The sequence below is a fragment of the Sciscionella marina DSM 45152 genome (genome assembly GCF_000379465.1).
Classification (GTDB): Bacteria; Actinomycetota; Actinomycetes; order Mycobacteriales; family Pseudonocardiaceae; genus Sciscionella; species Sciscionella marina.
The window spans coordinates 63,214-84,237 of sequence record NZ_KB905387.1; the positions used below are offsets into that span (position 1 = coordinate 63,214).

Consider the following 21,024-nt stretch of genomic DNA (forward strand, 5'->3'; position numbering starts at 1 on the left):
GATGCCGACGGCATGGCGAGCCGCACGCGCGTAAGCGCCGATGACTTCCTGAATGCCCCGCTCGGTCGTCGCCGCGGTCGGAACACTCGCCCGTGCGAGGTAGTCCTCGGGGTACCCGGTGCGCCCCACCTGGCCCGACAGGCCGGACGGCCGCATCGGCACGAGTGCCGAGTCGACAGGTGCCATTGCCCCCCACAACGGCCCGACGTGCCACAGCTGCGGGATGACCCGGCCGGCGGCATGAACCTCGTCGGCGACGGTGCGCCAGCCGGCCAATGCCCTGTCATCGTGCAGGCGCGGTAGGGACGGACTGTCTGCCGCGGTCGGGTGGTCGATCGCGGCCCTCCCGGTGACGATCAGACCAGTGCCGCGCGCCGCCTGTAGCAGGCAGCAACATCCGCGCCGGGCGAGTGCTCCCTGGCCATCGGGGACACGACGATTCGATTCGGCAACTGCCGTGAGCGGATTCCCTGCGGCGTGAACAGGGTGCTCACAGTGGGGCCAGATAGTCGAAGAAGCGTTCGGTCTGATCGACCCGCAGCCGGGTCAGCTTGCGATAGCTGATCAGCCAGCGGCCGTTCGTTTTCCGGTACTCCTCGTGGTAGTGGCCATAACCGTGGAGGTGTTCCTCGTGGTCACCGTTTTTCCACCACAGCTTGTCCTCCATCGCCCAGATTCCCCGCGCCGTGGTGTCCGAGGTGAGTTCGATCTCCGGGGTGTGACCGTGGTGCACGGTCGTCACTGCCGTCGGCCCGCCGAGCACGGCGCTGATCGCGCGGGTCAGCTTCTCCTTGCCTACCACGCGATTGGAGGTGTTCTCGGTCCGGGGCTGTTTGTCGTCCGGCAGCCCGCTCCAAGTCTCGGACACGACATCGTCGGCGTGGAGCCTCGGATAGACCTCCCACTGTTTGGTGTCCAAGCAGTGTAGCCGAGCCGCGAAGGTGCGCTTGATCTCCTCGATCGCCGACAGTTGCTCGGCCACGGTGAGACTGAGTTCGGATGGCATAGCCATAAGCTGGCAGCCCCGGCGAGCCGCCGCAACGACCGCGTCCGGTGATCGGACCTGCCCCAGTTCAGGACCACGACATCGCAGGGTCTTCGGACACTCCTGTCACACGGATCGATGATTCGTCGGTCCTGGGGCCGACTGTGCCGAGGTGAGATACTGCGCGATGGCGGCGGCCGCTATCTGAACGGGCGCCGCATAGCGCTGATCGAACCGCAGGCGGTCCGCCGGCCCGGTCACCGACACGCCCACAGCTGTACCGCCCAGATCCCCGACCTGAACACCGATGCAGCCGAATCCGGCACCACATTCGACGAAGACAGTTTCCGGCTGGGGCCGGGCACCTCGGGAAGGCGCACCGTGGGCGCCAGGGGGTCGTCGAGCAGCAGCAAGCAGCGCCTTCCCGATCGCCGACGACTGGGCAGGGATACATGCTCCGGCCCAGGTAGCGGCAACCCCGGCCCAGTCCGGAGACACTCCGACCTTCTCGAGATAGCGGACCTTGTCGCCTTCGAGCGCGCCGAGGTGCACGACACACCCGGTAACGCGATGCAGTTCCCGGAGCAGAGGCGCCACCACCAAATCGAACTTGCTGCGATACAGGGCGAGCGCTCCGAGTTCGGCGAGGGCATCGCCCAGCTCGTACTCGGCGCCACGACGCCGGAGCCAGCCGATCCGAACCAGGTGGTCGAGCATGCGAAGGGTGCTGGTGCGCGGGATACCCGTTCCGCGGGAGACGTCGGTCAGGGTCAGCCGCGGGCGATCACGGAAGAGATCCATCACGAGCGAGAGTCGACCGAGAGTCGATGGAGGAGTGACGCTGCGCGGTTCGTCCTTGATTGAGATCGCCACCTCTTCGACAGTCGCGGACGGCCACGGGTGCCCGCGGCCGTGGACACGACTCAGCAAAACCTTCTCCGAGGTCTCCGCGCCAGCGGCCATCCCGGTCAGTGGGAAACCACGCCTGAGCGTTCGACCTGGCCCGATGCCGCTGAGCGGAAACGATCCTGGTTTCCGTCGGCACGGCGCCGGAAGGATCACCGGAACTCACACAGCGCCCGGCCCGGGGCGTGGGCCGAGGTGTCCTCCCGGAGGTTGACGAACATGACACAGGTTGATCCGTTTGCCCCTGCCACCCTTGGCCCGGTGACGCTTCGCAACCGGTTCGTCAAGGCTGCCACCTCGGAAGGTCGTTCGCCGGAGGGACTGGTCACCGATGACCTCATCGACTTCCACGTGAACTTTGCCCGCGGCGGCGTCGGCATGACCACAGTCGCCTACTGTTGCGTGACGCCGGAGGGAGCGAGCGCACCCGGGCAGCTCGTGATGAACCGCGCTACGCTCCCAGGGCTGCGGAAGCTGACCGACGCGGTCCACGACGCCGGCAGCGCGATCTCGGCGCAGCTCGGACACGCCGGGGTCGTCGCGTCGAAACGGATCACGGGTGTCACCGCCCTCGGGCCGAGCCGCTTCCTCAACCCGTCGACATTCGCTCTGTGCCGGGCAATCACGCGATCGCAGATCGGGCAGGTGATCGATCAGTTCAGCGAGGCGGCACAGGTTGCCGTCGACGCCGGTTTCGACGCGGTCGAGCTCCACTTCGGTCATCTGTATCTGCCGAGTTCGTTCCTGAGCCCGTGGATCAACCGGCGTAAGGACGAATACGGCGGCAGCATCGAGAATCGCACCCGGCTTGCCGTCGAGATCGCACAGCGCGTGCGCGAGGTCGTGGGACAGCGGATAGCGGTGACCGCCAAGCTGAGCATGGACGACGGCATCCGCGGCAGCATCAGGCTCGACGAGTCGATCCAGGCCGCGCGGATCCTCGACCGGGATCGCCGCCTCGACGCCATCGAACTCACCCAGGGCTCGTCAGTCCTGCACCAGATGTACCTGTTCCGCGGCGACATACCGGTCCACGAATTCGCGTCGGTTATGAAGCAGCCGTTCAGGACCGGCATCAAACTATTCGGGAAGAAGATCCTCGGCGAGTACCCCTATCGGGACCTGTACATGCTCGAGTCGGCGCGACAGTTCGTCCCGGCGGTCGCGAACACGAGACTGATCCTGCTCGGCGGGATCAATAGTCTCGATCACGTCCGCACGGGATTGGCCGAGGGGTTCGACTTCGTGGCGATGGGCCGCGCTCTGCTGCGCGAACCCGACCTGATCAAGCGGATGCAGTCCGACAACTCCGCACGCGGCCGCTGCAACCACAACAACAAATGCATGTTCACCGTTTACGGCCGAACACATTGCGTGCTCGACCCGGTCCAGGCGCTCGAGTCCAGATGATTCCCGGTCCGGTACGGCTCGCAGCGCCCCGGCTGAAGCGGGCCGCCTAAGGGATGTCTCGTAACCCGGTGCGGGATTGGCCTGTCCGGTAGTTGATCACGGTGTGGTGCAGGTGATCTCGGCGTCGGGGCCGGAGTGGATTGCCCCGTTCACGGGGTTGGAACCGGGTGGGTCGACGAGCGTTGGATCATGGTCACGTCGGCCCCTGCTGACGCCAGGGCCGCACTCACATCGTGCGCAGAAACACCGGAACCAACGACGACCACCCTCGTGCCTCCCACACCCTCGGAGTCCACGAATTGTGAAGAGTGCAACTGGTCACCCTGGAACAGCCCTTGCCCCGGGAAGTCGGGCAGTTGCGGCTTTTCGCCGAACGCCCCGTTGACCAGGACCAGGTGGTGTGGGTGGAGCTCCGCCGTCTCGCCGTCTCGCCGTCTCGCCGTCTCGCCGTCTCGTTCAACGGAGACCGTCCATGCCTCGACGGCGGGGTCGTACGTCGCGGACGTCGCAGGGGCTGAGCCCCAGAAGTTGAGCCTCATCAACCGCGTATAGGTCTCCAGCCACTCTGCGTACTGCTCCTTGGGCAGGAACACCGGCCAGTCCTGGGGAAGTCGAGATACGGGAACCGGTTCTCCCAGATCGGATTGTGCAGCACCAACGTCTTGTAGCGCTTGCGCCAACCGTCGCCCGGGCGTTCGTTCTTGTCGACGATCAGGGTCGGCACGGCGAGCTGACGCAGCCGAGCGGCCAGCATGATGCCGCCCTGCCCACCGCCGAGGATCAGTACGTACGGCTGTCTGTCCGAGCCGAAATCCTCGCCGTGCCCGGGGCCCGCTCCGTCTCCGACGGCATGGGAGGGGCGGAGTTGACCCAAAGCCTCCTCGTGGCCCTTCGAACTGCTAATCGCGGTCCTCAACCGTCCAGATCCGCCCATTCCTGATCCTGACGTAGCCATGGCCTCGAGCAACCGCGGTGCCAAAGCGAATAAGCCCTTCCACGACGCCATCGGAGTCCTGCGAAAGCTCGGCGTTGCCACCGACCCCATCATCGGGGCGGACACGGTCCAGCCGCTCCTCCAGCATGGCTTGGATCTCCGGCTTGCCCTCAGGCGTCTTGATATTCCAGGTGAAAGTCACCAGGTCGCGCCAGTAGCAGTCGGCGTCGAACAGCTCGAGCGCGGCTTCGACGTCACCAAAGCGTAATTTCCGCTACAGTGCCGAGAGGATTTCTTCAATTTGGGCAGTCGGGTTCGCGCTCATCATCTCTTCTTGATCACCTCATTGTGGTTGAAGACAAGACCGCGCAGACCCGAGCGGTTGCCGCAGCCCCATCCGGTTATGCGTCGAGGCTGGCGACGACCTTCGGCGGCTTCATTCAGGAGCAGAATTGATCACCGCTCGCGTGGGGCAATCAACGACTCCCGCTGTCGAAAGCCCGTCACTGTCGTCTTGTTGGGACCGCGCATGAAGTATCTATCGGCGAACCCTTGGCCGCGAATACTAATGCGATGGCTATCCCATAGGGCACAACTACATGCGGGGTCGTATTCGTAGATCCAGCCATTCACGACCAGCGAGTCTTCCCCGGCGAACGCGGCGTCGCAGGCCCGCTATTGCGGGCCGTCGGGAAGGTGGTTGACCTGGGAGCGGCCGCGGCTGACGGTCTGGAGCCGGGTGGTGCGGGGAATGCACAGTTCCTCGTAACGCTGGAGCGCGCGGCATCGCCGAGGAGCGTCGCGCCGCCTTCGGATCAGCGAGCCGGTGGTACGCGTCCGTCTTTCACAAAGATGGCTGTGCGGGAATCATCCGGAGATCAGCACTACGAGTTGAGCCGTAGTATGCGTTCGGCATTACCATGCGCGATTCGTGCTTTATCAGCCATGGCAAGGGGCGCGGCACGCAGGAACTCGACTGCTTGACCGGTCGACTCATACGGGTAGTCGATCGAGAACATGACATTATCGATACCGATCATCTGTATCGCGTCCATCAACGCCGGGCTCGAGAAGACCCCGGATGTCGTGATCGCGATGTTCGTGCCGAAGTACTCAGAAGGGAGTTTCTTGAGCGGGGGCTGATACTCGGGCTCGAGATCGCGGTAGCGGGTATCGATACGAAACAACTGAGCGGGCAGGAATTCCCCCATGTGCCCCAGGATGATCCGGACACCGGGAAACCGGTCGAAAACCCCACCGAAGATCAGCCGCAGCGCATGTCCACCAGTCCGGTGGTTCCAGCCCCAGGTGGCGTGATCCAGACCCGAATGTCCTTGCAGGACAGTCCAATCGTCCGACGGCACAGGATTCGGGTGAACATAGAGCGGGACTCCGAGATCCTGCAACGCCTCCCAGAACGGCACATACTGCGGTTCGTCCAGGAAATGCCCCAGTGTGTGATCGTTGACCAGAGCCCCGCACAAGCCAAGCTCCGTCACAGCACGCCGCAGCTCGACGGCTGCCTGATGCGGATCCTGCAGCGCAACAGCGGCCAAACCCTGAAACCTACCCGGATACTCACCGACCACCGTGGCGAGGAAATCATTCGCCACGCGAGCATCAGCGACCGCGATCCGCGAATCCGGCTGCCCCTGGACCCCGGGCGCGGTCAGCGACAGCACCTGCATATCGACACCGTGCTCGTCCATCTCCGGGAGCCTGTACTCGGTGAAATCGACCAGCCTCCGCCGCCAGTCAGCCAGCACCTCGGACTTCACCGGAATATGCCCCATCGGTGTACCCTCGGTCGACAATTCGTCGCACCAAAACGCTTCCTCCAAAGCGATCAACTTCATAAGACTACCTTTCATCGTAGATGGGTCGCCGACCAGTGATCCTCACCGGAAAACCCACTGACATCACCGTCGGTGCGCCCGAAACCCTCGGGCCACTCGACGGGATCCTCCTGCGGCACGCCGCATCAGCCATGCCATAGACTATTAAGTAACCTAATGGTTGGCTGCTACAGTAGCACGGTGCCAACGAAAGACAAACCCTCCGAAGAACCACTCGCCAAACTACTGTGGAAAGCACACACTTGGTTTCGCGGTGCCGTGACAGCAGGCCTCGAAAACGACACCGGCGAAGTAAGCCCGGCGAACGTGACGCTGCTGAGTCAGCTTGACCCAGACGGCATGCCGATGTCCGAGCTCGCCCGGCTGATCGGCATAAGCACCCCGGCAATCCATCAAATGGTCCACCGCCTGGTCACCCTCGGACTCCTCGAAGTCACACCAGACCCACACTCAGCACGATCGAAACTGGTCGTACTGACACAGAAAGGCCTCACCCGCCGCCGAGAAGCCCTGAAACTGCTCGCCGACCTGGAAACCGAACTGGCCGACCGCATCGGACAACGACGCGTAACAATGCTACGTGACGCACTCGAACAGAACTGGGGCGAACCCTGACAAACACACCCGACCGCCCACAGACACTCAAGAACACGGCCATGAAGACGTGCTCATGACCCACGATCATCGACTGGCCACGCCCGAGCACACCCACAGACCATCGATCCCGACGCCAACCGAACGAAATCGGCCCCAAGACCGCCCGCGAGTCCCTCACCGAGAAGGCATCTGTCGCGATCACCGGCCACTCGCAGGAAAACTCGATGAAGCCGCCCGGCGATCGCAGGATCCACTACCGACCATCGCCAGCGAGCACCCGTCCACCTCGCCTCGGACGAATCCGCCCACACCACAGGCATCGTGCTACGCACCGACGGCGGAATCGGAGAACTCGCCTATTAGTGTGTCACGGATTTGAAGTTGTTGGACGGTTGGCCTTGGCCAGGATCTGGTCGGCGGTCTTTGTTCACACGAACGGATGGGCGCGGTCGTGCCAGCCGTCGATGAAGGCGCGGATCTTGGTGTTGAGGTCTTTGACGGACTTGAACACGCCTCGCCGGATTGCTTGTCGTTCGACGATGCCGAACCAGACTTCGACGAGGTTCATCCAGGAGGCGTGGGTCGGGGTGAAGTGCACCGTGAACCGCGGGTGGCTGGCCAGCCAGGTCTTGACGGCGGGGTGCTTGTGCGCGGCGTAGTTGTCCATCACCAGGTGCAGCGCGACCGAGCGGCTGGTCCAGCGGCACGAACGGCAGGTAGTGCACGCGGTCGCCGGACTGCGGGGCGGCGAAGACCGGGATTGCGCACCGAAAGCCCGACCGTCGCGAGCACGTTGACGTCCTGGCCGGTCACCGCCGAGACAGTCGCGGCGAGCTGCTCCGGGTCGGAGAAGATGTGCCCAGAGTGGCCAGCACCGTCGGCTTGCCGGGCCCGGCGAAGGCGGGCGGGTGAACTGCACCGGCTCCCGGCGGCGGCAGAACGTGCCCGTACGCGGGGGTGGCACTGAACAACAGAAGCATACAACTTCCTCTCACCAAAGGAAATCTGATCAACTGTAGTGCGCGTTCAGGGCTTCGTCGATTCGAAGTCGCCCCCGGCCTCCCCTACGAACCGGCCCTGCACGACGAGTCCCGCGTCGGTTGGCCACGCGGAATCGTGACGAGTCAATCCGATGTGGTCGGCAGCGGAATCGCGGTGAACACCCCTTCGGGGTCGTACTGGGCCTTGAGTTGTACGAGCCGCTCGGTGTTGATTCCGTAGGCATCCTGCACACGGTGATCACCTGGCGCCATGAGGTTCGCCCAGCCACCGGGAACCGCGTGGGTCCCGAGCTGTTTTTCGGTGTCGTGTACCCACGCCGATTCGATCGCGCCGTCACCGTCCGGCCAGGCCCCGATGATCTCGACCACCAGATGTTCGTCCCGGTACGGGTACGCGGTTTCAGTGGCGGGCACGCGCGTGGCCGCGCCGTGCGAATGATGCACGTTCAGACAACAGGTGGCCGGCATCGCTTCGGCTGCTGCGATGAACGAATCAATAGCCGCATCGGTCAGCCCGGGAAGGGTCCTCGAACTGAGCTGATAGTTGCCGCCATACGGGAACAGCTCATCCAGCGAATGGACGGCATCGGCGAGCGCATGGTCGCCGACATCATCGATCATCGGTTCACCGAGTGCCCGCACCGCGTCCATTTGCTCGACACCAAGGACGGGATCACCCGACCAGGTCGGGCTGGTGAAAACGACCTTGCCGGCCGGTGTGGTCATGGCACCGAACATCACATCAAGCGAATCGCTGGCCGAGGCCACGAGGTCTCGCCAGCCGCGCAGCACCGATCGTGCCTGGTCCATCGGGAACGCGATCATTCCCGTGGTCACGACCGCCAGCGGATGCAAGCGCGTGCGAAGTTCCGTCACGATCCCGAAGTTCGCCCCACCGCCGCGGAGCGCCCAGAACAGCTCCGGCTCATGATACGAATCGGCAGTGACGACCCGGCCATCTGCGAGAACCACCTCGGCAGAGAGCAGATTGTCGACACCGAGCCCGACAACACCGATCAAGGTTCCGTAACCACCGCCGAGTGTCAGCCCAGCGAACCCCACCGAGCCGACAGTGCCGACGGCGGCCGCACCACCGTACGGGCGTGCCGCGTCGAGGACATCGCTGACCGTGGCACCACCGGCGACACAGGCGACCCTGCCCTCAATGCGGACCTGACGCATCCCGCGCAGATCGATGAGCACGCCACCGTCCACGATGGCACTGCCCGTCCAATCATGACCGCCACCCAGCACCGAGACCGGCACACCTACCGCACCGACCGCGCGCACGACAGCCTGAACATCGGCGACCCCACGGCAACGCACCAACACCGCGGGCAGCCCGTTCACCCGGGCATTCCACAGGTGGCACTGCGCGGCGACTTCGGTCGGTTCGGTGACGATTGCCGCTACCGGCAACCGCTCGTGCAGGAGCTTCACAACAGTGTCGATCCCGGGATGCACAGCGGAAGACATGGTGGCTTTACTCCTTTGTATCGCGTTTTTCGTACCGGTTCCGTTTCCCGCTCTCAGGGTTGATTCCGGCCAGACTGCCCGCGCTTCAGAAGCTGCACACCGTCGACGTCGCCCCATGCAGCGCCCGCGTGTGCAACCAATCCAAGCCATAGCCGACGATGGCCTTCGCCTCGGCCGGTGCAAGCAAGACCTCACAACCCAGGGCGGGGCGACGCAGTTTCACGGTCGCCGCAAGCTGGTCGATGAACTCGACGGTGATCCGGTCCAGTTCTGGCCGCACCTCTTTCCCCAAATCGGGCCGCCGAGTCGGAGCCAGCTCGGGATGCCGTGTCCACAGGTCGTAAAGCCCACGCTGAACGACCTTGCTCTGCTCGATCTGAACACGGAAAAACTCGACCGTCCGCTTCCTGTCGATTCCCGCTTTCTCGGCACGCGCGGCCGCATCATCAAGCACCTGCCGTTCACGCTCCGGGTCCTCAATCGGCGTACTCGTACCGAACTTGGCGGCAGCCACCTTGTCCGCCAACAGGATCCGCTCCGCCACAAGCCCAACCAGCGGTGTGAACCCGGCATGCCCGGAAGGCGCGACCGTCACCGTTGGGGCCGTCGCGCCAGCAGCCGACGGCACCACCACAACCGCCAACCCACACACCGCCACAACACTAACCAAACCCTTCCGAACAATAGTCGCGAGCACAAAAACCTACCTTTCAAAAAAGAGCCACTGTCTTAGAATCATCTGGAGATCAGCACTACACGTTGAACCACAGCACGCGTTCGGCGTCACCGTTCGCGACTCGCGCTTTATCAGCCATGGCAAGGAGCGCGGCACGCAGGAACTCGACCGCTCGCAATTTCCGGCGGTGGCTCTCGAAAGCCAGTCGACAAGAAACGATGTGCCCCGCGTGAACAAGCGCCTCAGGAGAGACGGAACTGAGGGCCCGTCGCTGATCGCCGTCGCCCACCACGTCCGATAGCGGTATCGCAGGCAGAGTTCACTGACGAGCGCGATCGACTCCTCTCGGTTGTCCCGGGGCCGAGCTGCACTGCCAGGAAGGCCGGAGGCCGGTCGCGTAAGCGATCCTCTGAAGATCCACCTACTTTCCTCCTCACCGGTTGCCGGAACCGCCCCGGATCCTGCACCGACGTTCCCGATGGGTGGAGCCCGTCCGAGAGACAGCGCGCCTCTGGACCCGGCACTCCGTCGTGCATCGGTCCCTGGCATCACTATGCCGCAGACGACAGGCTCACGCCTGCGTCGCCGTCACCACAGATTTTTCGCGATGAATGTCTCTGGCGACATTGCCCCGTCCCACCCCTCGATGAGATGATCACGTCTTTTGGGCCCTCGCAGCGTGATCTGCGGGTTGCCGGTCTCAGCTGTCCCCGAGCGGCCCCCGGAACCGCGCTGATCCGACCGGCCCTCAGATCGCCAGCGGCGTGCCGGAGGGCTTGGCTGCCAATTGGCGAAGCCCGGCCTCGACCGGTTCGCCGAACGCGCTCCGCATGACCCTCGCGAGGCCCGGATACCGAGTCCTGCTGCCTTCTCTGATGTTCCGCTCAGCGCGTGCGGAATGCTCGCCCACCACGTTCTCCAACCACGACATCGTCCCGGCAGCGCCCTGCGTGATACCACCCATCAGACAGTGGGTCGAGCCGCCCTCCTCTTCGGTGAAGACGTAGTCTCGCAATAGCTCGGGGCGTCCGCGAAGAACCCGAGCATCCGGCTGGCCTATCCCGTGATGTTGTGACCACCTGTGAACCCGGCGAATTCCGATTCGCCGAAGATGCTCAGAAAGGGACGGTCGAAACGTTCGACATGCTCGAACAGCGTGTACTCATTCCAGATGTCGAGAAAGCTGGACGGCCTGCCGAGTCCGAGTGCCCACTGCCCGTGGTCGAAAGTCCACGCAGTGCCTGGGTTCGACTTCGCGGTCTCAGTGAACGCGGCATCGAACGCATCACCACTCAACTCGGTCAACGACCGCAGCCACACCCCCGTCCACGGCTCGAAGACCGACGGCAGGAACGAGTTCGCAATACAAGCCCGGATGCGACTGTCGAAAGCGAACGCCCCGGGGGGCGAGGTAACCACCGAGGGAATAGCCCACGAGCGCGATCCGCTCCGAGTCAACCTCCGGTAGCGCGCAAGCGAAGTCCAAGGCGGCCGAGACCGGATCTCTCGTAGTCCGGGATCATGATCAGTCCCAGGCTGTCGTACAGCGCGCCCCACTGTCCCGGTCCCTCGAAATCGAGACAGTTCCAACCGTGTTCCTGCGCCGCCAACCCAATCCACGTCGCCACCTCCTCGGCGGTGGAATCGAACCCGCCGATCGCAAGCAGAGTCGGCCGGTCACCGGCCCCCGCGGAGAAAAATAGCCAGGCAGCCTGGCATCCTCGAACGGAATGCTCACAGTCCGAACAGGTACCCGGCGCAGTTCCATCGCACGACCGAAGCAATCCTGGCTAACCCGCCAATATTCCGCACGTCGCGGATCCGAGGTCAAAACATAAAAAATCGAGGCACGGTAAAGGTTGCTCGCACGCATGAACGCACGTGAAGCGCTCGCGGACAAGGATTCGCTTCGCGGTCTTGCTGAAACTACCCAACCCACTCTCGGTGTCACCCTCCTTGATCCGATACGGTCGTCCCGAAAATCGATCTTCGACTTACGGTCCTTTCTCGACACTGCTACTGGGTGCGATGCGCTAGTCGAGCGGATTACGGTCCGGCCAAGGGACATCCGGTCATAGGCGGAAACACCTGATCGGAAGGCGCGGCGTCACCGGCATGTCGCACTCCGAGACCAGCACGACCGCCGTTGGCTCCGCCTACTACAACGCCTCGTGCGCCAACGCCTGGGGCCGACACCGACGATTCGAGCGAACAAGCCCGCTAGTGGCGGTCTGCTGAACGCCACTGCGTTCTGGCATCGTGCGAGGGCGTCATCAGGAACCGGCCAAGGTCATATCACGAAGGTCTCAGGACCAAGGACGTCTGCACAATGTCGACGGAGCCATGGATTGTGCTGATCCCCTGTCGCGGGCCACACTCATCAGGTGAACGTCGCCAACGAACCAGACCTCACAAAGTGGGTCGGACAGCTTGGATCGCTGACCGCGGCGGTCAACGCCGGCTATGACTTGAAGGCCCTACTGGACCTGGTCGGTGCGGCCGCCCGTGACCTGCTGGGGCTGGACGTGTGCGCCGTCATGATGCCCTCCGCCGACGGGGAAAGCCTGGAAATCGTGGGAGCGAGCGGAATCCCAGACGAGTACGTCGAACGCGTGAACACTCATCATCGCATCCGGATCGAGGCGGACGCCAGCTCAGGAGCGCCAGCGAGCAGGGCCTTCCTCGGCGGCGTCCCGTGCAGCGCAAGTGATGTACACGAGGAGCCGGACTCGGAGTGGACCCGCACCGCCACAATGCAGGGCTACCGCTCGATCCTGGCGGTGCCCCTCACCACATCGGAGGGTGTGCTGGGCACGCTGGGCAGCTATCGCAGCGTCGCTCACCGGTTCGCCACCGACGAGGTCGAGCAGATGAAGCTGCTCGCCGAACACGCCGCGATCGCAGTGACGTCTTGTCGCATCCGAGATGACCTGCGGGCACAACACAAGCTCATCGTCCGGTCCGAGGAAATCCACGGCAAGCTGCTCGATGCGGCGGTACGATCCGGCGGCTTCAAGGGCATCGCAACCACATTGCGCGGTCTTCTCGAATGTAGCGTCGTCATCCGGGACACGAACGGGGAAACGCTTGCCAAGTCGGAAGGTGCTTCGCCCCCGTCCGCACGCGACGCCATCTCCAGCTCAGTGGCCGTTCCAACACGCCGAGTACCCCGGACACTCGGCGAACGCGAACTGGTGCACGACGACGGCCAGCACGTCATCGTCAACGTCCTCCTCGACGGTGCGGTGGTCGCGACCGCGTTGCTGCTGCACATGTCGGCGGAACTGGACGCGCTCGGGGTTCGTGCCGCCGAGCACGCGTCCGTGGTGCTCTCGCTCGAGATGTTGCGACAGCGCACGGCCGCCCAGGCCGAGCAGGGGGTACGCGGCGAGTTGCTGGCGGACCTGATCTCGGGGGCCGACCTCGCCTCGCCGCAGATTCGCGAGCGGGCGAGTTTACTGGGCCACGACCTTCACAAGCCCCACCGGCTGCTGGTCGCGGCCGCGTGCGAAACTCCAGGAAACACAGCGGTCCGCGCCACGAGCAACGGGGTTCCGCACAACGAACGAGCGATTCAACGTGCCGCGTCCGCGGCAGTCCGCTCAAGCTCACACGCGCGCCCGCGTCCGCTGATAGCGGCGGTGCGTGATCTGGTGGTTGCCCTGTGGCCGACGAGCCTCGATGCCCCATCGGGAGAAGAGACGCTGCGACGTGCGGTGGTCGGACACGCCGGGTCCAGTGCACTCGTGATGAAATCGGAGATCGAGGACAGCGTCCAGGAGACGTACACAGCCATCGTGGGTGCACTACGGCTGGCCATCGCTGAAGGCATGACCACAGGCACGGTAGCTCTCGACGATCTGGGGGCCGCTGCGCTGCTGTTGAAATACGCGGATCCCGCGCACCTCAGGAGGTACGCCGAACGGACCCTTGGCGCCGTCACACGCTACGACACCAGCCATGACGCCAAACTCCTTCATACGTTGCGCACCTATCTCGACTGCGATCTTGACCGGACTGCCACGGCCAAGCTGCTGACACTGCACACCAACACCGTCAGCCAGAGGTTGCGACGGATCGAGACGCTCAGCGGCCTCAATCTGCGCTCGCCGCGGCAGGTCATCGAAGCCAGGACCTCGCTGCTGCTGATGGACATCGTCGGAGACAGCTCGCCCTGAAGGATGTCTCGTGACGGTGTGTCCGGTTGGCCGGTCTACTGATTTCGGTGCGGATGTTGCGGTGCAGCACCTGCACAACACGCTCCGCACCAACCGAGAGCAACACCCGACAAGCACCGACCACAACACGAGTCACGAGATGCCCCTTGTCACAGTTGTTGTGTGAATTGGATTTGCATTACTCGGCCTCTGCCGTTTCGACTCGCCCAGACAAGTAAGGCCGGTATGTGCCGAGTTCCCCATCGCGGCCAAAGGGCTTTGGCGCGCCCACCTACCTGATCTCGGTGCGACGCTGAACCTTGGCAACCGGAGTCGACGCGGTATCATCGGCAACATTTCCCGGACCGTCGCTGAGCCGCCGCGCCCGCGCGTCAGGGATACAAACGGAGCGAGGAGACCATGAGGTTCCTATTCAGCGCGACACCTGCCTACGGCCATATCCTCCCCTTGGTGGACTTGATGAGGGCCGCCACCCAGGAGGGGCACACCGTGGCCTTGCTGACCGGTGGTGGTATCCAGTCGGACATCACGCCAGAGTTGCCGACCGACGTCGAGTTTCTCGCGGCGGGTGCCATGCCTGCCGAGTTCTCCGGCGACGCGGCGCGTCGAACCGGGCTGGATATGTTCCAGCCGACGCCTGGGCTCATCGGGGAAATCTTCGGTGGCTCGCGCCTGGATCTCGGCGCTGCCGACGCAATCGAAGTGGCGCGGATGTGGGGCCCGGATTTGGTCGTGGCCGAGGCTTTCGACTCGATCGGTCCGATGGTCGCCGCGGCGCTGGGACTGGCCTGGCACCAGGTTGGCATCGGTCCTGGGGTACCGGTCGCGGTCACCGACGAGATCGACCGCCTCGCTGCACACCGTTACCTCCAGGTCGGGCTCGTGCCTGTCGCGGCGTCGAGTTATCTCGACCCATGTCCGTCGTTGTTGCAGGATCCGGATTGGACAAGCAGGTATCCGGTGCACCCACTGCGGGCACAAGCTCACCGGCGTTCCGGCGACGTAGAGTTCGACCTGGCGCCGTTCACTGATCGGTCGAATCCGACCGTACTGGTCACCCTCGGCACGATCTTCTCCGATCCGGACACGCTCGCCGCCGCCGTCGCTGCGGTGGCCGGTCCGCATGTCAACGTGATCGCGACAATCGGATCCTCGATGCGTGCGGGGTCGGCAAGTGCGCCGACGGCCGGAACAACAGAGATCAACGGCGGCGAAGTGCGTTACGTACCGTTCATACCGCTGGCATTTCTGCTCGATCGCGCCGATCTTCTGGTTGGTTGCGGCGGAGCGGGTACGGTTCTCGGTTCGATCGTCAACGGCGTGCCGATGGTGCTGTGGCCGCTGGGCGCCGAGCAGCCGATCAACGCTGCGCGCGCCGCGGCCGCCGGAGTGTCGATCACCGTCGAGTCGGCTCAGGAGCTTCCGGTGGCGGTCAAGCAAGCGCTGGCAGACGAGCGCTACCGTCGCCTAGCGCACACGGCTGCCGCCGAGAACGCGAGACGCCCGAGCGCCACGGACGCGATCCGGCACATCGCCAGTCGGGGAATCGTCTAACGATCAGGTGGTGAACGTCTTATCCACTACCTCCGTCAACACGCACTCGCTACGGTCGTACAGCCCCGGTCGGAACAACCGCTGCCACCCGTTCACCTGGACCAAAGCCGCCGACCAAGCCCGTACCACACCACCTGTCAACGAACCTCCGGCGCGCTACACCAGCGGCGCTGTTCGTCTGTCCTGAGCGCCTGCCTACTTTCGGGCATGCCTCAATGGAAAGATCGGTTCAGGAGCGCCGTTCGGCGCAGAGCTGAGGTGAAACGCCGCCGTTGTCGGCCACTGTCTGTGAGGCCGAACCCAGGAGCGTGAGCCCGTCCATTCCACTGATCACGAGACGCTCGCGGTGCAACCGGACTTGCTGACGCAGCGCTCGACGAGAGTGCGACCGCGACAGCGGAGGCGTTGCTCATCGCCGAAGCCGATCGGGCGGCCCTGGTTCTTGCGGCGGTGGCGGATCTGGTCGAGCGCGCCGATGAGCAAGCGCGTCGGCTGCACCTTCTCGACCGCCCGCGCCCACACGCCCTGCTCGGCCCAGCGACTGAAGTTCTTGTGGATCGTGTTCCCATTTCCCGAACCGCTCCAGAACATCCCGCCATTGCCTCCACCACCGTGCGAGGTTCCACCGGAGGCAGACCGGTCACTCTCGGCGCCCGGAACAACGGGCCGATCACGGCCCGGACTTCATTCGAAATCTCAGTTCGAGACAGGCATCAAGACTCGCTCACTCGCCGCGAATCACCCTTGGGCAACACGCACCAGGGCTCTTCGTCTGATGTACCGGCCAGCTTCGCTACCACCGCAGCAACCGACCGGGCGAGCATTGGCCATGCCCGCCCGGGCTGTTCAGCGGTTGTTCTTGCGTTCCTTTTCCAGTGACCGCTCCCGGTCACGCCGGTCACGCTCGACACCGCTCTTCTTGCCACCGGTCACCGCGCCGGCCAGCCTGGATAACAAACCCATCGTTCTCCTCCAGTCGTTCGATCTTATTTCGAGCCTACCAAAATCGGCACGCTCAGTGCTTGGTTCGATACAGCCGCATGGTCAGCGGGGCGAACACACCGACCAGTCCCGCGCACCAGAGCAGCACCACGCCGGTCTGCCCGGACGTCAGGGTGCCCTGCATCGCGGCGCGCACTGCAGCGGTCAGGTGGGTGATGGGATTGCAGCCCACCACGGATTCCAGCCAGCCGGGCATGGTCTTGGGGTCGACGAAGATGTTGCTGGCGAAGGTAAGTGGGAGCATCACGAACATGCTGAGGCTGGTGACCGACTGCGGGGTGCGCAGCAGCAGCCCGAGCATCGTCCACAGCCAGCCGAGACTGAACGAGAAGATCAGCACCAGCGCGACCCCGGCGAGCACGCCGAGGAATCCACCTTCGGGACGGAAGCCCAGGATCAGGCTCAGCACCAGCACGATGACCGCGCCGAGCAGGTACCGGACGGCGTCCCCGATCAGCGCGCCGACCAGCACCGCGGGCTGCCAAATGGACAGTGAACGGAACCGGTCGAACACTCCGGAGACAACATCGCTGTTCAACGAGCTCCCGGTGGTCATCGTGATCATCACGATGGTCTGCACCAGGATGCCCGGTTGCAGGAACTGGACGTATTCGGTCGTGGATCCGGCGATCGCACCGCCGAACAGGAACGTGAACATCAGCGTGAGCATGATCGGGAACGCGGTCACGTCGATCATCTGCTCGGGCAGATGCTTGATTCTGAGTAGCGTGCGCCAGCCGAACACCAGCGATGTGGTCAGCGGTCCGGGCCGCGGTGGGCGAGGCCGCGCGGTCAGTACCGTGCGCAGCTGCGCCAGGGCTGGGTCATCCGCGTCCGGCCGGCCGAGGGTCGGCGACCTGTTGTCCATCATGGCTCCTTCAGGCAGCCTGGTCCACTGCCGGTTTTCCGGTCAGGCTAAGGAAAACCTCGTCCAGGCTCGGGTAGGCGAGTCCAAAGGTGGCCACACCGATGTCCGCCTGGGACAGCCGCTGCAGCGCGGCGCACGCCTGGTCGGCCGCGGATGCGCCGTGCTCGGCGATGTGCACGGTCAGCGTTCCCGGCTCGGCGCCGGGATGCACCGCAACGCCGACACCGGCCAGCAACCGTTGCGCCGCCTCACGTTCGGCCGGATCGGCGAGGTGCACATGCACCGCGCCCGTGCCCACCGACGCTTTCAGTTCCACCGAACTGCCCTGGGCGATCACCTTGCCGTGATCGATCACCGCGATCCGATCGGCGAGCTGGTCGGCCTCATCCAGATACTGCGTGGTGAGCAGCACCGTGGTACCCCCGTTCACCAGGGCACGGACGATGTTCCACACCTGCTTACGGCTGCGCGGATCCAGTCCGGTCGTGGGTTCGTCGAGGAACATCAGCTCCGGGGCGACCACCAGTCCCGCGGCGATATCGATCCGGCGCCGCATCCCGCCCGAATAGGTCTTGACCGGCCGCGAGCCCGCTTCGGTGAGTTCGAAAACCGTGAGCAGTTCCTCGGCGCGGTCCTGGGCATCGCGCCCGCGGAACCCGAAGAGCCGGGCCAGCAGCACCAGATTCTCCCGTCCGGTGAGGTCCTGGTCCACCGAGGCGAACTGACCGGTGAGGCTGATCCGGCCGCGCACCTTGCCGGGCTCGGTGAGCAGATCGTGCCCGAGCACCCGCGCGGTCCCGCTGTCCGGGCGCAGCAGAGTGGAGAGCATCCGCACCGTGGTGGTCTTTCCCGCCCCGTTCGGACCGAGGATCGCGTACACCTCGCCGGTGCGCACCGCGAGATCCACGCCGTCCACCGCTGTAGCCGGACCGAAGGCCTTGCTCAGCCCGGTGGCCTCGATGACGAATTCACCGCAGGATCGCTGGTTCATGTCGACGCGGCCACCACGTGCTCGAGGTGCTCGACGACGCCGTCCACCCCGGGCAGGGCGAGCATTTCCCGATGCGCCCGGCGCATTTCCGCGCGCACCTGAGTATCGGCGAGCAGCGCAGTGACGGTTTCCGCGATAGCTTCCCCAGATTCCTCGGGCACTTTCCTGCCAAGACTCATCCGCTCGGCACGGTCCGCGTGGTATTCCTGATCGCCCATCAGCGGCAGCCCGGCCATCGGTACCCCGGCACCGACCGCTTCCCGGGTGCTGTTGTAACCGCAGTGGGTCAGGAATGCCTGCGCGCACTGCAACAGCAGCGGCTGCGGGATCCAGTCGTAGAGGTGCACGTTGTCCCCGACCGGAACCTCGACAGGATAACCACCGGTCGCGACAACCGCATGACAGTCCACTTCGGACAGACCGCGAACGATAGCGGCCAGCGGGGTCGCTGCTTCCGGTGAATGTTCATCGGCTTCCACGCCCTGTTCACGGATGGTCTTGACCATGCCGAGCGTGGTGCCGATCGAGGCGATCACCAGTGGCTTGTCCCCGGAGAGCCGCGCGACCTCATCGGGAAGCGCTAAATTGCGCTTGATGTCCAGGGGCTGGCGATAGGCGAATGCCTGCGGCGGCGCGTAGTCGGCGAAGGAATACCGGTGCGGCATGCAGTCGATCCGGCCATTGCGATAAATCGCGTTGCGGTCGGCGCTCTCCGGCAGTCCGACCTCGGCGCGGCGCCGGTTCAGCAATTCCAGCAGCCCGTCGGGATCAAGCGTGTTGCCCGCCCCGGACGGCACGGAAAGCAGCGGCACGTCAAGCGCCTCGGAAATGAGCGCGCCCGCCAACTCGGAACCGTCGCGCAACACGAGATCCGGAGCAAACTCTCGGGCGATCGGAATCGTCTTCTCGAAGGCGGCCGTGACATGTTCGCCCCCACCGAACGCGATCATATCCAGCCGCTCGTCCGGCGCTCCGCCATTATGTTCCGCGGAGTATTCCCGAATATTCAGGATGATCTCGCCGAGATCGGGCATGGTGACCTGAACTTCGACCGGTTCCCCGTCGAAAACGGCCACCAGGTAGCTCGAGGTAGCCACCAGGATCTGGTGCCCCGCCTCGGCAAGCCCCCGCGCGATCGGGAGCATCGCCCTTGCATGCGAGGGCGAGCCGGTAACAGTACATAAAACTCGCACGGTCTGCACCTTCCGTTGTGAATCGCCGACGAATTCCAGGTGATCTCGCCGGGACGTTTTTCGCGGCACGGCAAGGGATGCGATACCGCCGAGGCTAGGCCCGCCGCGCCGGAAGCAACAACCCCTTAGCCACCCCTAGGCCGAGTCACCCCTACCGCGGGCCGCGCCCAGTCGAGCCGCTCGGCAAGCAGATCGACGATCGCGGGCAGGTGATGACCGAGGTAGAAGTGCCCGCCCCGGAACCGATGCAGCTCGAAGCGGTCGATGCTGTGCCGTTCCCAGGCGGCAACCTCGTCTTCGGTGACCCTGGGATCCTCGGTGCCGGTCAGCGCGATGATCGGCACCTCGAGTGCCGCGCCGAGAGGTGGGCGGTAGGTCTCGATCGCGCGGTAGTCGCTGCGAATCGCCGGCAACACCATGCGCACCAGCTCGTCATCGCCGAACAGGGCCGCGTCCGTGCCGGCAAGCGCCCGAACCTCCCGGATCAGCTGTTCATCGCCGAGCAGATGCTTCTCCCCGGGCCGCTGCACGGATGGAGCGGCACGCCCGGAGACGACAACGGCGGTCACCCTGCCCGGCATCCGCAGGGCGACCTCGAAGGCGAGGGTGGCGCCCATGCTGTGCCCGAACAAGACCAGCGGTTGCCCGTCCACACCGGTCAGCGCCTCGGCGATCCGATCGGCCAGCTGCTCGATGGTTTCCACGAACGGTTCGCTGCGCCGATCCTGACGGCCGGGGTACTGCACGGCGAGCACTTCCGCTGGGCCGGTTTCCCGCTCCGCGAAGGCTTTCGACAGCGGAAAGAAGAAGCTGGCGGACCCACCGGCGTGCGGGAAGCACACCAGCCGAGGACCGTCCTGCGCCCGGCGATGGAACATCCGGAGCCAGTCGCTCTGCTCGTCCAAAACGCTCCCCTCCTCGACGTTACGAGAAGAGGATTCCAGTTCGCCGACACCACGGACAACCCCTACCGGCACCCGAAGAACCCCTGTTCACAGTGTTGTCCGAATAGGAGGTGCACAGCTTGACATGGCAATATCATCGCGGCATCGTAAGGAGACGTAAGACACATTAATTCGGTACCTGGTCTCTCATTCAACCACAGCAACCAGAGTAACCGGATCCGATTCGGTAATTCGGATGACACACGCGAACATACGGAGAATGATCATGTCCGAAATCAAGGTCAAACTGTACGGTGGCCCTGCCGAGCTGATCAGTCAGCACGGCGAGTGCACGGTCAAGGACATCAACGACACCGCCAAGGTCAGTTACGGCGCCGGTTACGAGCATTTCGCCCATGGCGGGGAGTTCACCACCAGCAGCGACGGAGCCAGGGTTCCGGTGTTCACCTGGTGTGGACGCACCAAGGTCGCTGAGTAACAGGCACCGCGCAT

General features: G+C 64.4%; 21 protein-coding genes and 1 pseudogene. 5 read left to right on the forward strand and 17 right to left on the reverse strand.

Features of this window, described 5'->3' with window-relative positions:
• Positions 1–6: 6 nt before the first annotated feature.
• The 3 genes and pseudogenes from A37U_RS54875 to A37U_RS43725 all read right to left on the reverse strand — a co-directional run.
• Positions 7–531, reverse strand: a pseudogene (locus A37U_RS54875) (oxidoreductase); the annotation flags it as partial.
• Complete coding sequence (locus A37U_RS0114325; protein WP_020497336.1) at positions 491–1,006, reverse strand: nuclear transport factor 2 family protein; 516 nt, start codon at positions 1,004–1,006, stop codon at positions 491–493. The gene A37U_RS0114325 and the pseudogene A37U_RS54875, both read right to left, overlap by 41 nt.
• Positions 1,007–1,111: 105 nt before the next feature.
• Entirely contained in the window at positions 1,112–1,948 is an 837-nt protein-coding gene (locus tag A37U_RS43725; protein WP_020497337.1) for an IclR family transcriptional regulator domain-containing protein, read from the reverse strand.
• Here A37U_RS43725 and A37U_RS0114335 point away from each other — a divergent pair.
• Entirely contained in the window at positions 1,898–3,301 is a 1,404-nt protein-coding gene (locus A37U_RS0114335) for an NADH:flavin oxidoreductase (protein ID WP_338055013.1), read from the forward strand. The two genes, A37U_RS43725 and A37U_RS0114335, sit on opposite strands and share 51 nt — an antisense overlap.
• Before the next feature lie 149 nt (positions 3,302–3,450).
• On the opposite strand, the gene A37U_RS48325 is transcribed toward A37U_RS0114335, so the two are convergent.
• From A37U_RS48325 to A37U_RS0114350, 4 genes are all read right to left on the reverse strand, one after another.
• Positions 3,451–3,894 (reverse strand): FAD-dependent oxidoreductase, encoded by a 444-nt coding sequence (locus A37U_RS48325; RefSeq protein WP_020497339.1) that lies wholly within the window; start codon positions 3,892–3,894, stop codon positions 3,451–3,453.
• Positions 3,840–4,175 (reverse strand): hypothetical protein, encoded by a 336-nt coding sequence (locus A37U_RS52585; protein ID WP_169526872.1) that lies wholly within the window; start codon positions 4,173–4,175, stop codon positions 3,840–3,842. Before A37U_RS52585 ends, A37U_RS48325 begins: the two co-directional genes overlap by 55 nt.
• A gap of 25 nt (positions 4,176–4,200) precedes the next feature.
• On the reverse strand, positions 4,201–4,437 hold the full coding sequence (locus tag A37U_RS48330; protein WP_020497340.1) for a hypothetical protein: 237 nt from the start codon (positions 4,435–4,437) through the stop codon (positions 4,201–4,203).
• Positions 4,438–5,119: 682 nt separating this feature from the next.
• Positions 5,120–6,091 carry an amidohydrolase family protein gene (locus A37U_RS0114350; protein ID WP_020497341.1) on the reverse strand — a complete coding sequence of 324 codons (972 nt, stop codon included), beginning with the start codon at positions 6,089–6,091 and terminating at the stop codon, positions 5,120–5,122.
• Positions 6,092–6,271: 180 nt separating this feature from the next.
• Here A37U_RS0114350 and A37U_RS0114355 point away from each other — a divergent pair, with 180 nt between their 5' ends.
• Positions 6,272–6,706, forward strand: a complete 435-nt coding sequence (locus tag A37U_RS0114355; protein ID WP_157182828.1) for a MarR family winged helix-turn-helix transcriptional regulator — start codon at positions 6,272–6,274, stop codon at positions 6,704–6,706.
• A gap of 409 nt (positions 6,707–7,115) precedes the next feature.
• On the opposite strand, the gene A37U_RS43735 is transcribed toward A37U_RS0114355, so the two are convergent.
• From A37U_RS43735 to A37U_RS52915, 5 genes are all read right to left on the reverse strand, one after another.
• Positions 7,116–7,358, reverse strand: a complete 243-nt coding sequence (locus A37U_RS43735) for a transposase (RefSeq protein ID WP_205622930.1) — start codon at positions 7,356–7,358, stop codon at positions 7,116–7,118.
• A 454-nt stretch (positions 7,359–7,812) separates the two neighbouring features.
• Entirely contained in the window at positions 7,813–9,165 is a 1,353-nt protein-coding gene (locus A37U_RS0114365) for an FAD-binding oxidoreductase (RefSeq protein ID WP_020497344.1), read from the reverse strand.
• An 85-nt stretch (positions 9,166–9,250) separates the two neighbouring features.
• Positions 9,251–9,799 (reverse strand): gamma subclass chorismate mutase AroQ, encoded by a 549-nt coding sequence (gene aroQ / locus A37U_RS0114370; protein ID WP_205622935.1) that lies wholly within the window; start codon positions 9,797–9,799, stop codon positions 9,251–9,253.
• Positions 9,800–10,589: 790 nt separating this feature from the next.
• Positions 10,590–10,805: a hypothetical protein gene (locus A37U_RS52910; protein ID WP_205622931.1), complete on the reverse strand. Its 216-nt coding sequence runs from the start codon at positions 10,803–10,805 to the stop codon at positions 10,590–10,592.
• Positions 10,806–10,897: 92 nt separating this feature from the next.
• Positions 10,898–11,260 (reverse strand): hypothetical protein, encoded by a 363-nt coding sequence (locus A37U_RS52915; protein WP_205622932.1) that lies wholly within the window; start codon positions 11,258–11,260, stop codon positions 10,898–10,900.
• A gap of 965 nt (positions 11,261–12,225) precedes the next feature.
• Here A37U_RS52915 and A37U_RS0114385 point away from each other — a divergent pair.
• Both A37U_RS0114385 and A37U_RS0114390 read left to right on the forward strand, forming a co-directional pair.
• Complete coding sequence (locus A37U_RS0114385) at positions 12,226–14,019, forward strand: helix-turn-helix domain-containing protein (protein ID WP_020497348.1); 1,794 nt, start codon at positions 12,226–12,228, stop codon at positions 14,017–14,019.
• A 489-nt stretch (positions 14,020–14,508) separates the two neighbouring features.
• Positions 14,509–15,573, forward strand: coding sequence for a glycosyltransferase (locus A37U_RS0114390; RefSeq protein ID WP_205622933.1), 1,065 nt, complete (start codon positions 14,509–14,511; stop codon positions 15,571–15,573).
• 330 nt (positions 15,574–15,903) lie between these two features.
• On the opposite strand, the gene A37U_RS48335 is transcribed toward A37U_RS0114390, so the two are convergent.
• The 5 genes from A37U_RS48335 to A37U_RS0114420 all read right to left on the reverse strand — a co-directional run bounded on the left by A37U_RS48335 (position 15,904) and on the right by A37U_RS0114420 (position 20,532).
• Positions 15,904–16,164, reverse strand: coding sequence for a hypothetical protein (locus A37U_RS48335; RefSeq protein ID WP_020497350.1), 261 nt, complete (start codon positions 16,162–16,164; stop codon positions 15,904–15,906).
• A gap of 424 nt (positions 16,165–16,588) precedes the next feature.
• Positions 16,589–17,443: an ABC transporter permease gene (locus A37U_RS0114405; RefSeq protein ID WP_020497352.1), complete on the reverse strand. Its 855-nt coding sequence runs from the start codon at positions 17,441–17,443 to the stop codon at positions 16,589–16,591.
• A 10-nt stretch (positions 17,444–17,453) separates the two neighbouring features.
• Positions 17,454–18,434: a daunorubicin resistance protein DrrA family ABC transporter ATP-binding protein gene (locus tag A37U_RS0114410; protein WP_020497353.1), complete on the reverse strand. Its 981-nt coding sequence runs from the start codon at positions 18,432–18,434 to the stop codon at positions 17,454–17,456.
• Positions 18,431–19,579 carry a glycosyltransferase gene (locus tag A37U_RS0114415; RefSeq protein WP_020497354.1) on the reverse strand — a complete coding sequence of 383 codons (1,149 nt, stop codon included), beginning with the start codon at positions 19,577–19,579 and terminating at the stop codon, positions 18,431–18,433. Before A37U_RS0114415 ends, A37U_RS0114410 begins: the two co-directional genes overlap by 4 nt.
• 173 nt (positions 19,580–19,752) lie before the next feature.
• On the reverse strand, positions 19,753–20,532 hold the full coding sequence (locus tag A37U_RS0114420; protein ID WP_020497355.1) for a thioesterase II family protein: 780 nt from the start codon (positions 20,530–20,532) through the stop codon (positions 19,753–19,755).
• A gap of 265 nt (positions 20,533–20,797) precedes the next feature.
• Between A37U_RS0114420 and A37U_RS0114425 the strand changes: the two genes are divergently transcribed.
• Positions 20,798–21,010 carry a DUF5988 family protein gene (locus A37U_RS0114425; protein ID WP_157182830.1) on the forward strand — a complete coding sequence of 71 codons (213 nt, stop codon included), beginning with the start codon at positions 20,798–20,800 and terminating at the stop codon, positions 21,008–21,010.
• Positions 21,011–21,024 lie beyond the last annotated feature (14 nt).

Coding starts and splice junctions, on each gene's coding strand:
- A37U_RS43725 (WP_020497337.1), bottom strand. CDS start 1,948: ATGGCCGCTGGCGCGGAGACCTCGGAGAAGGTTTTGCTGAGTCGTGTC.
- A37U_RS0114350 (WP_020497341.1), bottom strand. CDS start 6,091: ATGAAGTTGATCGCTTTGGAGGAAGCGTTTTGGTGCGACGAATTGTCG.
- A37U_RS0114410 (WP_020497353.1), bottom strand. CDS start 18,434: ATGAACCAGCGATCCTGCGGTGAATTCGTCATCGAGGCCACCGGGCTG.
- A37U_RS0114325 (WP_020497336.1), bottom strand. CDS start 1,006: ATGCCATCCGAACTCAGTCTCACCGTGGCCGAGCAACTGTCGGCGATC.
- A37U_RS0114365 (WP_020497344.1), bottom strand. CDS start 9,165: ATGTCTTCCGCTGTGCATCCCGGGATCGACACTGTTGTGAAGCTCCTG.
- A37U_RS0114405 (WP_020497352.1), bottom strand. CDS start 17,443: ATGGACAACAGGTCGCCGACCCTCGGCCGGCCGGACGCGGATGACCCA.
- A37U_RS0114415 (WP_020497354.1), bottom strand. CDS start 19,579: ATGCTCCCGATCGCGCGGGGGCTTGCCGAGGCGGGGCACCAGATCCTG.
- A37U_RS48335 (WP_020497350.1), bottom strand. CDS start 16,164: ATGTTCTGGAGCGGTTCGGGAAATGGGAACACGATCCACAAGAACTTC.
- A37U_RS52910 (WP_205622931.1), bottom strand. CDS start 10,805: ATGGGTGGTATCACGCAGGGCGCTGCCGGGACGATGTCGTGGTTGGAG.
- A37U_RS0114425 (WP_157182830.1), top strand. CDS start 20,798: ATGTCCGAAATCAAGGTCAAACTGTACGGTGGCCCTGCCGAGCTGATC.